The organism is Neoalteromonas flava (genome assembly GCF_002807685.1).
Taxonomy (GTDB): domain Bacteria; phylum Pseudomonadota; class Gammaproteobacteria; order Enterobacterales; family Alteromonadaceae; genus Alteromonas_E; species Alteromonas_E flava.
The window spans coordinates 394,727-408,196 of the sequence record NZ_PEAX01000001.1; the positions used below are offsets into that span (position 1 = coordinate 394,727).

11 protein-coding genes are annotated in these 13,470 nt (G+C 44.9%); 7 read left to right on the forward strand and 4 right to left on the reverse strand.

Going from position 1 to position 13,470, the window contains the following annotated elements:
- Nucleotides 1-29: 29 nt before the first annotated feature.
- From queF to CSH92_RS01910, 7 genes are all read left to right on the forward strand, one after another.
- Nucleotides 30-875 carry an NADPH-dependent 7-cyano-7-deazaguanine reductase QueF gene (queF, locus tag CSH92_RS01880; RefSeq protein ID WP_100655901.1) on the forward strand — a complete coding sequence of 282 codons (846 nt, stop codon included), beginning with the start codon at nt 30-32 and terminating at the stop codon, nt 873-875.
- Nucleotides 876-965: 90 nt separating this feature from the next.
- On the forward strand, nt 966-2,498 hold the full coding sequence (locus tag CSH92_RS01885) for a GGDEF domain-containing protein (protein WP_100655902.1): 1,533 nt from the start codon (nt 966-968) through the stop codon (nt 2,496-2,498).
- Between the two features lie 12 nt (nt 2,499-2,510).
- Entirely contained in the window at nt 2,511-3,893 is a 1,383-nt protein-coding gene (ppnN, locus tag CSH92_RS01890) for a nucleotide 5'-monophosphate nucleosidase PpnN (protein ID WP_100655903.1), read from the forward strand.
- 63 nt (nt 3,894-3,956) lie between these two features.
- Entirely contained in the window at nt 3,957-4,331 is a 375-nt protein-coding gene (locus CSH92_RS01895) for a DUF3192 domain-containing protein (protein ID WP_100655904.1), read from the forward strand.
- Between the two features lie 215 nt (nt 4,332-4,546).
- Entirely contained in the window at nt 4,547-5,992 is a 1,446-nt protein-coding gene (locus CSH92_RS01900; protein WP_164084630.1) for an HDOD domain-containing protein, read from the forward strand.
- A 103-nt stretch (nt 5,993-6,095) separates the two neighbouring features.
- Nucleotides 6,096-7,103 (forward strand): isocitrate dehydrogenase, encoded by a 1,008-nt coding sequence (locus tag CSH92_RS01905; protein ID WP_100655906.1) that lies wholly within the window; start codon nt 6,096-6,098, stop codon nt 7,101-7,103.
- Between the two features lie 298 nt (nt 7,104-7,401).
- Complete coding sequence (locus CSH92_RS01910) at nt 7,402-7,716, forward strand: ComEA family DNA-binding protein (protein WP_100655907.1); 315 nt, start codon at nt 7,402-7,404, stop codon at nt 7,714-7,716.
- Between the two features lie 196 nt (nt 7,717-7,912).
- Here the strand turns inward: CSH92_RS01910 and galU are convergent, their stop codons facing one another.
- The 4 genes from galU to CSH92_RS01930 all read right to left on the reverse strand — a co-directional run bounded on the left by galU (nt 7,913) and on the right by CSH92_RS01930 (nt 13,157).
- On the reverse strand, nt 7,913-8,809 hold the full coding sequence (gene galU / locus CSH92_RS01915) for a UTP--glucose-1-phosphate uridylyltransferase GalU (RefSeq protein WP_100655908.1): 897 nt from the start codon (nt 8,807-8,809) through the stop codon (nt 7,913-7,915).
- On the reverse strand, nt 8,806-10,152 hold the full coding sequence (locus CSH92_RS01920) for a UDP-glucose dehydrogenase family protein (RefSeq protein WP_100655909.1): 1,347 nt from the start codon (nt 10,150-10,152) through the stop codon (nt 8,806-8,808). The genes galU and CSH92_RS01920 overlap by 4 nt, the downstream gene beginning before the upstream one ends.
- A gap of 76 nt (nt 10,153-10,228) precedes the next feature.
- On the reverse strand, nt 10,229-11,446 hold the full coding sequence (locus CSH92_RS01925; protein WP_100655910.1) for a glycosyltransferase family 4 protein: 1,218 nt from the start codon (nt 11,444-11,446) through the stop codon (nt 10,229-10,231).
- On the reverse strand, nt 11,439-13,157 hold the full coding sequence (locus tag CSH92_RS01930) for a glycosyltransferase family 2 protein (protein WP_100655911.1): 1,719 nt from the start codon (nt 13,155-13,157) through the stop codon (nt 11,439-11,441). Before CSH92_RS01930 ends, CSH92_RS01925 begins: the two co-directional genes overlap by 8 nt.
- Nucleotides 13,158-13,470: the final 313 nt, after the last annotated feature.

Below are 13,470 nucleotides of genomic sequence, written 5' to 3' on the forward strand. Positions count from 1 at the left end.
AACGATCCACCGTAGTAAGCATTACCGCTATGACAAAACAAACTTCAGAACAAGACGCTATGAGCTCGCTTAAGTTGGGTAAAGAGGTTGAGTACCAAGAGCATTACGCACCTGACTTATTGCAAGCAGTACCACGCCGTTTAAATCGCGCTGAAATCCAATTGAGCGATACTGCGCTGCCCTTTCATGGTGTCGATATCTGGAATGGCTATGAACTATCTTGGTTAAACCCCAAGGGCAAACCCTGCATTGCAATACTGCAGTGCTCAGTGCCTGCAACGTCGCCAAACCTTATCGAAAGTAAATCATTTAAGTTGTACCTAAATAGCTTTAATCAATCCGAATTTGCCACGCAAACTGAGGTGCAGGCGTGCATTCAACAAGATTTAACCGCTTGTGCCGGCGCCCCCGTAGACGTTACATTAATTTCTCCACGGGACTTTAATCAAGTTGCAATTCATCCGTTGACTGGGAATTGCATCGACGATTTAGACGTGAGCATTGAGCACTATGATTATGCGCCTGCACTTTTACAATATAGTGAAGCTGAACACGCAACCGAAACCTTGGTTAGCCACTTACTTAAATCTAACTGCTTGATCACCAATCAGCCCGATTGGGGCAGTGTTTTGATCCATTACAAAGGCCCCAAGCTAGTGCATGAAGCGTTATTGAAGTACTTAATTTCTTTTCGCCAGCACAACGAATTTCATGAGCAATGTGTGGAACGGATATTTCTTGATATTTATCGCTTATGCAAACCAGAAAGGCTCACGGTTTATGCCCGCTATACACGTCGTGGTGGCTTGGATATCAACCCGTTTCGCTCCAACTTTGAAGCCCCTTACGCGAACTGGCGTCTTGCTCGGCAGTAGACATGTAACAAAGGTTGTTTAAGCATTGACCTAACGGTTTTTTCGGGCAATGCTTAGACTATCGGGTGGACGCGCAACGAGAAGGGTCTCTTGGAGCAAAAGCAAATCGAGTCGCTCACAAAACATAATGAGCAACTGGCACAGTTTATCATTCGACTTTCCAAGTTCTATGAAGGTGCCAACAAACAAATTGACCATGAGTTACAAATTTTACGGGGGCATATTTCAGGTAGGCCAAATATTACGTTGGCTACCGTGAGTATTGGTAAACTAAATAAGTTACTGATGCAGAATGCCGATAGCCTTAAAAAACAAACCTCACAAACGATCAGCCGCCTGGAATCCGCTGTAAAACGCCTACAGGGTGTGGCATCAATTCCGCCCAATTTAAAAAGCGAAACAGCGCGCTTTCTTTCATCGTTGAGTATGCACAGCGGCGACATGTTCGCTTCACTACCGCAATTTGAGAAAGCGCTAGGGCTGTATCAGCAGGCGCTGGACAATTCGCAGTCCAATAGCGTCTCAGAACCTCAAGGAAAAACCGAAAAGTCAGTCGCAGCGACCGATAGCACGCCAATAGACAGTGCTTTGCATGCAACCATCAGTAAAGAATTACAACAACTCATTGAGCCCTACTATCAGAAAAATCCGGGCGATCAACGCCTCGAAGATGTGCGTAATAAGCTGATTAATGGTTTATCACCGAATGAACTCATGGAATGTTGCCTGATCTTTATTCGCTTGATAGTAAAAGAAGTGATTAAGGAAGCAGGAGTAAACGGCAAAATTGTCGACCAACTGCACCGGTCACTGGTCAAAATGAATAAAGAGGTCAGTTCAACCCTTAGTGTGGCTCAAGAAAAACTTAATCTGCGCATAGAAAAAGATAATTCACTGCAATCGCACATTGATGAACTGGGAGAAGTGGTAACTGACTCGAAAGACTTAGAACTACTGAAGCAACAAGCCCAACAGTATTTAACTAAGATGCAAACCTCGCTAAATGAACGTCAAGAAAGCGACAAGGAAGAGCAACAAGCCTTAATAAATCTGTTAGAAAACTTGCAGCGCGAACTCAATGCAATGGAAACTAAAACACTGCATTATCGCAAAAAATTAGAGGACCAGCGCGCCCAAGCGCATACTGATCCACTCACCCGAGTGCCCAATCGAATCGCATACAATCAGCGCATGGAGCAAGAATTCAATCGTTGGCAGCGCCACAATACTGGCCTTTGTGTGGCGATAGTGGATATTGACCATTTTAAACAAATCAATGATCAATACGGTCATGCCGCGGGTGACAAAACCTTACAGGTTATTGCCAAACACTTGCGCGGCAACCTGCGTAAAACAGATTTTCTCGCCCGCTGGGGCGGTGAAGAATTTGTCGTGTTATTCCCCGACAGTGTGCTCGGTGACATATTGCCCCCTTTACAAAAGTTGCGCGAAAAGCTCGCCGCGTTGCCGTTTAAATTTAAACAACAGCCCGTCAGTATCACTGCCTCCTTTGGCGTGGCACAATTTGTCAAAGGCGATACTGTAGAAAGTGTTTTTGAGCGTGCTGATGCTCATTTATATAAAGCCAAGAAGAATGGGCGCAACCAAATAATAAGTGATTAACTATTGAATACTATGACACGTGTACAACTCAATCCTGTTGGCTGGATCAGCCAGCTATCGCAAGGTGAAGTGACACTGCTTACCGACACAGCCAACAGTGAACTCTATGATATTTTTAGGAATTGTTGCCTAGCGGTTTTAAATAGCGGCGTCGATGAAGACGATTCCGAGGCACTATTCGCCCCATACGAGTCTTTTCAAGTTCGCCTGTTAAGGCGCGAGCGTGGCGTCAAAATGGAGTTAATCGACCCACCTGATGTTGCGTTTGTCGACGGACGTTTAATAGCTGGTGTCCACGAACACTTGTTTTCTGTGTTGCGCGATTTGCTTTACATGCATGTTAAATACAACGGCATCGCCGAATGTGAGCCGGCAGCAGTTCGTCGTTTATCTGATGTGACAGCCACCAGCATCACCGACATGGTGTTTGATATGTTGCGCCATGCTGATGCGCTAGAGGGTAATGATGATCTCAACACTGTGGTCTGTTGGGGCGGCCACTCAATTGGCACTGAAGAATACAAATACACCAAAGAAGTCGGCTATCAATTAGGACTTCGCGAAATGAATATCTGTACCGGCTGTGGACCTGGCGCAATGAAAGGGCCTATGAAAGGAGCGGCTATCGGTCACGCTAAGCAGCGTTATCGCAAAGGTCGTTACATCGGTATTTCTGAGCCGAGCATTATTGCTGCTGAGCCGCCCAACGCAATTGTTAATGAACTGATTATCATGCCGGACATTGAAAAACGCTTAGAGGCTTTTGTCCGAGCTGCCCACGGTATTGTTGTGTTTCCTGGAGGCGTTGGAACCGCAGAAGAACTGCTTTACATTCTGGGTATTCTATTGCATGAAAACAACGCCCAGCACCCTTTCCCATTAATATTGACAGGACCAGCCAGCAGTGCGGGTTACTTCGAGGCTATTGACGCGTTCGTTGGCGCCACATTAGGTAAAGCGGCTCAACAGCGCTATCAAATCATTATTGACGACCCACGCGAGGTCGCCCGTAGCATGAGTCTAGGCCGCGAAAAGGTTGAACAATACCGTCGCGCGGTTGGTGATGCATTTAGTTTCAACTGGTCACTCAAAATAGACACTATATTTCAACAACGCTTTGAACCGGATCATGCTGCAATGGCTGCACTTCCATTACATCGGGATCAACCCATTGCACAGCTGGCAGCAGTATTACGCCAGGCTTTCTCAGGCATTGTTGCAGGCAATATAAAATCGTCAACAGTCGCACAGATTAAACAACAAGGCCCATTTAACTTGTCAGGTGATCCTGAACTAATGAAAATGATCGATCAGTTGTTACAGTCCTTTGTGGATCAGCAACGAATGAAGTTACCTGGCAGTAAATACGAACCTTGTTACACAATTAATGTTTAACTTTTTAACAACACACTTTAAGCTTACCCAGTTCAAGAATTACGTGGAGTCGAACAGGAAATCATGAATAGCAAAGTCATCAAAATGGTCATCACCGGTTTTGCTCTTTATGCCGTATTTGTTTATTCCGTTGTATCTTTCTTTCCGGACAGCCCAGACGATATGGACTGGGAGGATCGCGAGCAATACAACAAAGTACAAATAGCGAAGCTGAACTTAGGTACTTCAAAGCAGGAGATACTGGCACTGTTGGGGTCGCCAGACATCACTGAAGCAAAGAAAACCCGTGAAGGTATGATGCAAGTGATGTTTTACCGTACCCAACACATGAAGTCGGATGGCATTACGACACAAAATGAGTGTACCCCTCTGCTTTTCGAAGACGATATCTTAATTGCATGGGGTGATGGCGTGTATCTAAACTTCCTTGAAGGATGACGCAGCCACTAGAGCTCAAAATTGATAGCCTGGTTCAAGCAAGCGTGGAGTTTCATCGAGCTTGCAATCAGGCTGTTTCTGCCAGTGCATCTATCCAGGAATCTTTAACACTCAGTGACCGTTACATGCGCGCGCTGCGCAGCAATCCCGTGTTATTTTTTCCCCACTGCGAACTGATTTATACAAAACATAAAACTTGCCAATGGTTAGCGAGATTGTCACTCACCCTTTTGTTGGGCAAAGCAAATCAAGTCAGTGATGCATTCATACAGCATTTAATTGCCGGGCAAATCCTCGCCGAGGCGCTAAAAAAACTGCGCGACCCCGCGCATAAAAAGCAGTTGGTTACAAAGTGCTTACAAGCTACCCAAAATCAACATTTTCAGGTTTATTTGTGGTCATTGCGCTTTGCCCTTACTGGCAGACTCCCACCTGTACCTGAAGCGCGAGTCCATTACAATACCAATTTATACTTGCTCTCTGATATCGCAGCACGTATCACGAAGCAAGTATTCAAGGTGCAACCGGACGCGGGAGCACTGTTTAAGGTTATTGGGCGACATGCCAAACAAGATAAGCACGTTTTTGCACTAGTAGAACCGCTGCTTGGTCCAGAATCCCCCTTATTTATGGGGCTTTTAGTCAAACAACAATCTGCTTATGTTGCTATCGCGGCATCATCTCGATCTGTCACACTAGCAGCGCTAAAGCCAAAGACTGATAGCAAAGAACCTATTCCAATTAAGCAGATCCCACATGCAGACTTCTTAGCCCAAGTTGTACTGACCCAGCGTGTTCCATTTTCACGTTTTTACCATCTTTATCAGCACCTTAAACTGCCTCCCCAGGCCAATACCCACTTTATTGCCAACTTCAGTGTCCAGCGCCCGCCACAAGACTTGTTGAGTGTACTGGATGCGCTAAGAAATCCCGACATAGAGCCAGGTGCGTTGGTCAAAGTCATCGAAGAAAACCCATTCTTCTGTGAAATTCTCAATCGTTCTGCCACACAACTAAACCGCCTCAATATAAATGTTAAGAGCCTAAAGCAGTCAATTATGACTCACGGTATGGAGCGCATCGCAGCCGTTCTAACCGAACACGTATTGTGGCAGCGTTTAACCGCGAATCAATTCCCGCTTGCAGCGCAGTTTAAAACGTTCTGCGTGCTATTTCGCAGCCTCGCTGCACAAGTAGCCGAACACTGTAAGATTGGTATCCCACAACAATATAGCCTGGCCGCCTTGCTACATGTTTCAGCTTTGTTTACTGTTGCACCATTACGTTTGCTGCATGAATGGCGTTATGACGAACACCAATTGTTTAACGCTGCCACGCTATTGACTACCGATATGCAAATTGATCATATAAAGCAAGCCCAGACGCTAGCACGTGCTTGGCATATCGATGCCGATATTATCCATGCATTTACTCCATCATCCCGCCGCTCATCTTCGACTCAATCCATGCTGGATTGTTTGCAAGTTGCTCTCTATCTTGCCCGACAATGGCTGCACCAAGGAGACATCAGCAACGTGCGAGTCCTAAACGAACTCAATGCAGAATGTAAACGGCTAGGTGTCACCGACGCTATTGTAGGCACGCTTCGTCTATCCCACAGTGAGCAAATGGTTTGCCCACTTAGCAAAACCATCGCTTAAACAGCCATTACACCGGTTTATTCGTAGATTAGCTCTGTTCCGAACCCCTGCAATCGAGTAAAATGCCGGGCTTTGATAGAATTGAAAGACAAGAGGAAATTACATGACACAGCAACGTATCACGGTGATCCGTGGTGACGGCATCGGCCCAGACATTATCGACGCGACGATCAAAATCTTAGAAAAAGCGGGCTGTGATTTTGTGTATGACTATGCAGATGCCGGCTTAATGGCATTGGAAAACCACGGCGAGCTACTTCCTAAAGATACTCTCGACCTAATCGCCAAAAACAAAGTAGCGCTTAAGGGCCCGTTAACCACGCCTGTTGGTGAAGGATTTACCTCAATTAATGTGAGTTTACGTAAACAGTTTAAACTGTATGCGAATTTGCGCCCAGTGCTGTCTTTTAAAGGCACTAAAGCACGCTATGAAGACATCGATATCATTACCGTGCGTGAGAATACGCAAGGTATGTATTCTGGTCTTGGTCAGGTAGTTTCAGAAGATGGTAACGAAGCAGAAGCAATGAGCAAGATCACACGCGAAGGTGCTGAAAAAATCGTGACTTTTGCTTATGAGTTAGCTCGCAGAGAAGGCCGCAAAAAAGTCACTGCGGTACACAAAGCCAATATTCTTAAATCTACATCAGGCCTTTTCTTGAAGGTCGCACGAGAAGTCGGTGAGCGCTATCCAGACATTGAGTCTACTGAAATGATCGTGGACAACTGCTGCATGCAGTTAGTCATGAATCCGCACCAGTTTGATGTCATTGTTACAACCAATCTGTTTGGTGATATTTTGTCAGACTTGTGCGCTGGTCTTGTTGGTGGGTTGGGCATGGCTCCAGGTGCAAACATTGGTGAAGATTGCGCTATTTTCGAAGCCGTTCATGGCTCGGCTCCTGATATTGCCGGAAAAAATCTAGCTAACCCAACATCGGTCATTTTAGCGGCCATTCAAATGCTTGAATACCTCAATATGGCTGATAAAGCAGACAAGATCCGTAATGCACTTAAAGATGTTATAGAGTCTGGTGACCGCACAACGCGCGACCTTGGTGGCGAGTCAGGCACTACTGAATTTACCGAAGCGGTATTAGAGCGACTGTAATATTCACCTAGTGGCTCAACATCACAATTGCTAGCTCGCACTTAACCAAGTAGTGGGCTACGGCTTATACTGCAGCCTTATATTCAATAAACAGCGCCCGGTTAGATTGCCGGGCGTTGCTATTTTCAATGAGATAAAAGTCTTTATCTTTGACCGAACTGGCCAAAACCTGATCTCGCCAGTTTATGTGCGATGACCTAAGCTACGGCAACAATATTATTCACTGTTGGGCGTTCCACCAGCAATAATATTGGGCATCAGTATATGCCATCGATTACATCATCAAACGGAGATTGATATGAAAAATACACTTGTTATTGTTAGCGCTGTAGCATTGGCAGCCATCTTCAATGCATCACCCGCTCTTGCAGCTCCCCCCCCTTCTAACGAAACAGTAGCCTCTACTAAGGCTTCAATGCAAAGCGCATTGGACCTCAATACTGCGACGGTAGAGCAATTGTCAGCACTTAAAGGGATAGGCCAAGCAAAGGCTCAAGCGATTATTGATTATCGCACCAGTGTGGGTAAATTCCATCATGTGGATCAACTGACTGAAGTTCGGGGTATAGGCGATAAGTTACTGGCTAAATTAAAACCGCAACTAAAAGTTTAGCTGGCTTTCAGTAATAGAGTTCCTGTGCCTAATTTTTAACGCACACAGTATTTATTTCGCGTTACGCAAAAAGGCCCTATTGCAGGATAAATGTAATAGGGCCTTTTTAAATGCTTTAAAAACCATTCAGTCTAGCGTCAATAAGATACTCAAATGCACTATCACCAAATATACACACTAAGCGAATTGCTGAGTGTTACTGCTTTGCCATCGCTTTAATAAACGCTTTAAAATCGTCCTTTAACTCAGGATGCCGAATCGCATACTCAACATTTGCCATCATGTAGCCGAGCTTGCTACCACAATCATGACTTTTGCCTTTCATATAATAGGCGTCCACTTGCTCTTTTTGCATTAACCCTGCTATTGCATCGGTTAATTGAATTTCATCACCTGCGCCTGGAGGCGTAGCTGCTAAGCAATCCCAAATCCCCTCTGACAACACATAACGACCGACAACAGCCAAGTCAGAGGGTGCTTCCTCCACGGGAGGCTTCTCAACCATGGCATAAATCTTACCCGACTCTCCGGCTTTCAGTTCTAGACCTTCAAGATCAACCACACCGTACTTATTCACTTCCTCGTGCGGCACCTTTTCAACCATGATCTGACTAACGCGACTGGTATTGAACTTGGCCACCATATCCGCCATGTTTTCTTTCTTTAAATTTGACGCTGCGTCATCAATAATTACGTCTGGCAGCACTACCGCAAATGGCGCATCTCCTACCATTGGACGCGCACACAAAATAGCATGACCAAGCCCTTTAGCTACACCTTGGCGAACATGCATAATAGTGACATCGGTTGGGCAAATTGATTGCACATCAGCTAAGAGCTGGCGTTTTACCCGCTTTTCAAGAGTCGCTTCTAATTCAAATGACGTATCAAAATGGTTTTCAATGCTGTTTTTACTCGCATGCGTAACCAAAATGATTTCTTTGATGCCTGCCGCAACACATTCTGCAACAACGTACTGGATCAATGGCTTGTCAACCACCGGTAACATCTCTTTAGGTATGGCCTTGGTTGCAGGCAACATACGTGTTCCGAGACCTGCGACCGGGATAACTGCCTTTTTGACTTGACTCATGAATTTGTTTCCTTCACTGATAATCCTCTTCCAATCCCATAGTAATGCAATCCGTATTCCAGCATCAACTCTGGTTCGTACAAGTTGCGCCCATCGAAAATCACGGCATTGCGCAGCTTCTCTCTCAACATTGCGAAATCTGGGGCCCTGAACGCTTGCCATTCGGTACAAATAACAAGAGCGTCAGCTCCACTTAAGGCACTCTCTTTCGTACCAACCAACTTTAGATCAGGCCGATCACCATAAATTCGTTGGGTTTCTTCCATAGCTTCGGGATCAAAAGCTTGGACTTTAGCGCCGGCGGACCAGAGTGCTTCCATCAATACCCGCGAGGAGGCCTCACGCATATCATCTGTATTGGGTTTAAAAGCCAAGCCCCAAAGCGCAAACGTTTTTCCTGCGAGATTTGCACCGTAGTGTCGTTGAATGTAGCCAAATAATTTTTGCTTTTGACGCTGATTGACCGACTCTACTGCTTGTAATACTTGAGCTTGCACGCCGACCGCATGTGCACTCCGAGCGAGCGCCTGCACATCTTTAGGGAAACAAGAGCCGCCATATCCGCATCCGGGATAAATGAATTGATAGCCAATCCGGGGATCCGAACCAATTCCGCGACGGACGTGCTCAATATCGGCACCAAATGCTTCAGCTAAGTTTGCCATTTCGTTCATAAAGCTGATTTTGGTTGCCAACATACAATTGGCAGCATACTTCGTTAACTCAGCGCTGCGTACATCCATGACAATGACTTTGTCGTGATTGCGATTAAATGGTGCGTATAACTCTCGTAAACGCTTTTCAGCATACTCGCTGTCGGTACCGATAATAATTCTATCAGGCCGCATACAGTCATTAACGGCTGCGCCTTCTTTAAGGAATTCGGGATTCGAAACCACATCAAACTCAATCTCGGCATTTCGATGTCTTAAGTCACTTATAATTTTGTCCCTTACTCGGTCGGAAGTACCCACTGGGACGGTTGATTTAGTGACTATAATTTTGCGTTCAAACATCAATTCAGCAATTGAAGCTGCGACATTAAGCACATGCTGAAGATCCGCTGTACCATCTTCTTTTGGCGGAGTACCAACGGCAATAAAGATTATTTCAGCATGCTCAACGCCCTGAGATGGTTCAATAGAAAAGCGGAGTCGACCTGAACGATCGTTGTTCACGATGAGTGTTTCCAACCCTGGCTCAAAAATTGGAACTATGCCAGCCTGAAGCTGCTTTATCTTGCTTTTATTGCTGTCTATACAAACGACATCATGCCCAACCTCAGCTAAAACTGCTGCTTGTACGAGACCGACATACCCTGCACCAAACACAGTTATCCGCATAAGCGATTCACTTCCTGTCTATTCTTAACTCGCTTTTTTATATCCATTGCTTGTTACAAATCGAAGACACTTACAATTATTGCGACAATTTGGTCAAAAATTGTAGATGGGCAGACTTCGCGCATGAGTGGTTTGCAAGCTTTTTATGCCAGTGGTCAAATACCTCCGGTTGCATTGCGTTGAGCATGGTATCTGCTAGTGATGCTGCGCTGCGCGCCTCAAATGTTAGGCCAGCAACATCTTGGATCTTCTCTTTCATACCACCGATATTAGCTCCAATAAGTGGCCGTCCAAATCGAATGGCCTCCTGTATGACTACCGGCGAATTCTCCCACCAAATTGAAGGAATCACGACCCAATCACATTCTGCCATTCTGCTAGATAGTTGCTCAGCGTCATATTGACCGCGCATGTGTACCACATCTTCCACTTCTCGGAACAACTTAACAACTTTCTTTTTAAACGAACTTTCTTGCGCGTCCAGGTTTGCTCCATGCACATCGATACGAATTTTGCTGCGAACATCTTGCGGTAGAAGCGTTACTGCCTGTAATAATAAATCCAACCCTTTATAAGGATTTATCTGCCCAAAGAAGGCAAATCTGTAGCGTTTCTCAGTTTCCGCTAAAGGTCTCGGAGGGATTGCTTCTACATCGGGTAATACATTTTCAATCACATTCATTTTGTCAGCAGGAATCCCCCATTCAACATACCTTTGCGCAAGGAAATGGCTGGGCGATAGAAACTGATCGACTTGTGCAAACTGATCGAGTAAATATTGTTTGCGCAGGAAGAAATCACTTGGAGAGTGTTGCGGAAAACACTTATGGCAATCAGAGTATACGGCCTTATTGCATAGTTTCAACGCTCCCTTGGTGACCATTTGCCCATTGTGCATGCAAATCGCCATAAACTCGTGCAGAGTAAATACCAATTTTGCAGTTGGTACGGCGCGTTTAATAGCCGACAGTATTTCTATTCCCATATGAGCATAGTGATGAACATGCACAACGTCTGGCTGAAAACCTTGCAGTAAAGCACCAAAATCGTTAAACATTTTTTTTGTGTTGTTGGTACTTAAACAGAACCAATCATTGATCCCTGTATGAAACAATACCTCTTCTCCACGCTGTGAGAAGGTTGAGCCCCCATGACTGACTTCTTCTGCCCTGGCTATATAAAGGCATTCAACGCCCTGCGACTTTAACAACTGATAAAGATTCCATGATGCTACCTCTGCACCACCTTTACTCAGTTCTGGATGACCATGCGAAACAAACACTACTCTATTCATGAACAGCCGCTCCCGCATCGATGATCTTCACAATTTGACTCTTCCATTTTTCGTTAAATGTAATTGCGTTCAATATAGTTAGGTTGTGTTTCCAATGCCCAGATTCAACTAAATTTTGCGATTGACGCTCCAAGTGATAGAGCTCAGCGTCATGACAAATATAATTGGTATAACCTAGTGCTAGCGCTTTAAAGCACAAATCAGAATCCTCAAAGTCGCCTAAAACATAAACAGGGTCGAAACCGCCAACCTCAGTAAACACTTCTTTGCGCATCACCCAGCAAGCTGCTGTTAGCAAAGGCATTTTACGCAACACTGTTGAAACATTTACCAATTGCTTTGGCCAACCTTTTTTGGGGTGATCATTGAAATACAACCCCGGATATTCATGCAAAGTCATGGGGGCCATACCATCATGTTGGATAGTATCGTCTTCGAACAAAAGTCGAGCGCCTACGATGCCAGTTGTTTTTTGTTCTGCAACATTCAGCATTTTTTGCAGCCAACTGTCATCACTAGGGAGGACATCAGAATTCAATAAAACTAGGTTTTCAGAGCTAGTGTGCTTAACCGCTATATTATTTGCTTTCCCAAAACCCACGTTTTCAGCCAGATACAACACACTAAATGGGTGCTGAATACTGTAGCGTAAATGTTTCGATAATTTTTCCACAAAACTATTAAGTCTTGGATCATCCACAACATATAAAATCTCAACATCATGATATTCTGCATAGCGGTCAAAATGCGAAAGCTGGTAGCGCATGAAGTCATAGCGCCCATACAACGGGATGACTATACTTGCTCGCGGGGCTTCTATGCGACGTCCAATATCGACCCTTCGCACATCCGCCGTTTTATTGGCAGGATATAACGCTTCCAGTATTGGTCGAAATAATCCATGCGATGCCAACTGCGTTGGGTCATGAGGTACCCACGCATTCAACAGGCGCTTGAGCGTATTCATAGGCTCAGACGTTACATCGAATATCTCGCGGACGGGCACGGTTAACTCTTCAGTGTCGTCTAATTGCACTGTAAGGCGAAGATCGCCCTGTTTTATAGCCTTTGAATCATTTCTCTCAAGCAGAAGCATAAATCCCGTTTGCAGTTTTGTAGTTCCCGCTAGAGCTTCTTGTACATCGCGCCGACCAATACGCAGCTGCTTGACTATATTTGCGACAGACTTATTTTTACGGTCTATTAAAGTGGCGGAAATTTGCTCAGAGGCATCGTCTGCCCAACCAGCAAGGTAGATATGCGTTGAGGAAACAATAGCAAACTCGCAGGAGGCTTTATCATGGATATCAATTGGATGTAGCTCTCCACCATTGGCAGCCTCCACTGGAGGAGAAACAAATTGCTCAGCATTCTTGAACACTAACGGTATTCGCTTAACCTCGCCACTGGTTAAACTAGCGACCAAAACAATGTTCGCCAGCGCTACTTCTGTGTCAAAGATTAATTGGAAACCTTGCGCTGGCTGGCCTATTTGAGCAACAACATCTTGTCGTTGAATATCAGTTAAGTCACTTTCAAGATTATTACCGTCATTATCGACTATTGCGAGCGCATTGACTTGGTCGGACAAATACCATCCAATCACAACGAAGCCACTAGACGTCTTTGAGCAAATATCGACAGTAACCGGTTGCAACGTTGACGCGGAACGACCTATGAGTCGTTTAACGAGCGACTTAACTTTTTTCACAGAGTTTTGGATCCTATGGGTTAGACAGCGACTTAATCCAAGTTAACGTGTAAAAATAGCATAGACTCTAAAGTGTAATCAATGCGAAGGTAACCGACATCTGAGGTTTTCAGTGTGAATCTTCGTTGTAGGTATCACTCGATTAAATCTATCGGCTCAAAGTCAGAGTTGATTTATGTGCGAGCACTGAGAGTTGAACATTAACCGCAAAGATACAATTTCAATTTTGTTAGAAACTTGCGATAATTTTGCATTAGAAGTCGTACATCATGAAAGAACCGCGACAGCTCACCGTTGTAGAACAATAAACCTT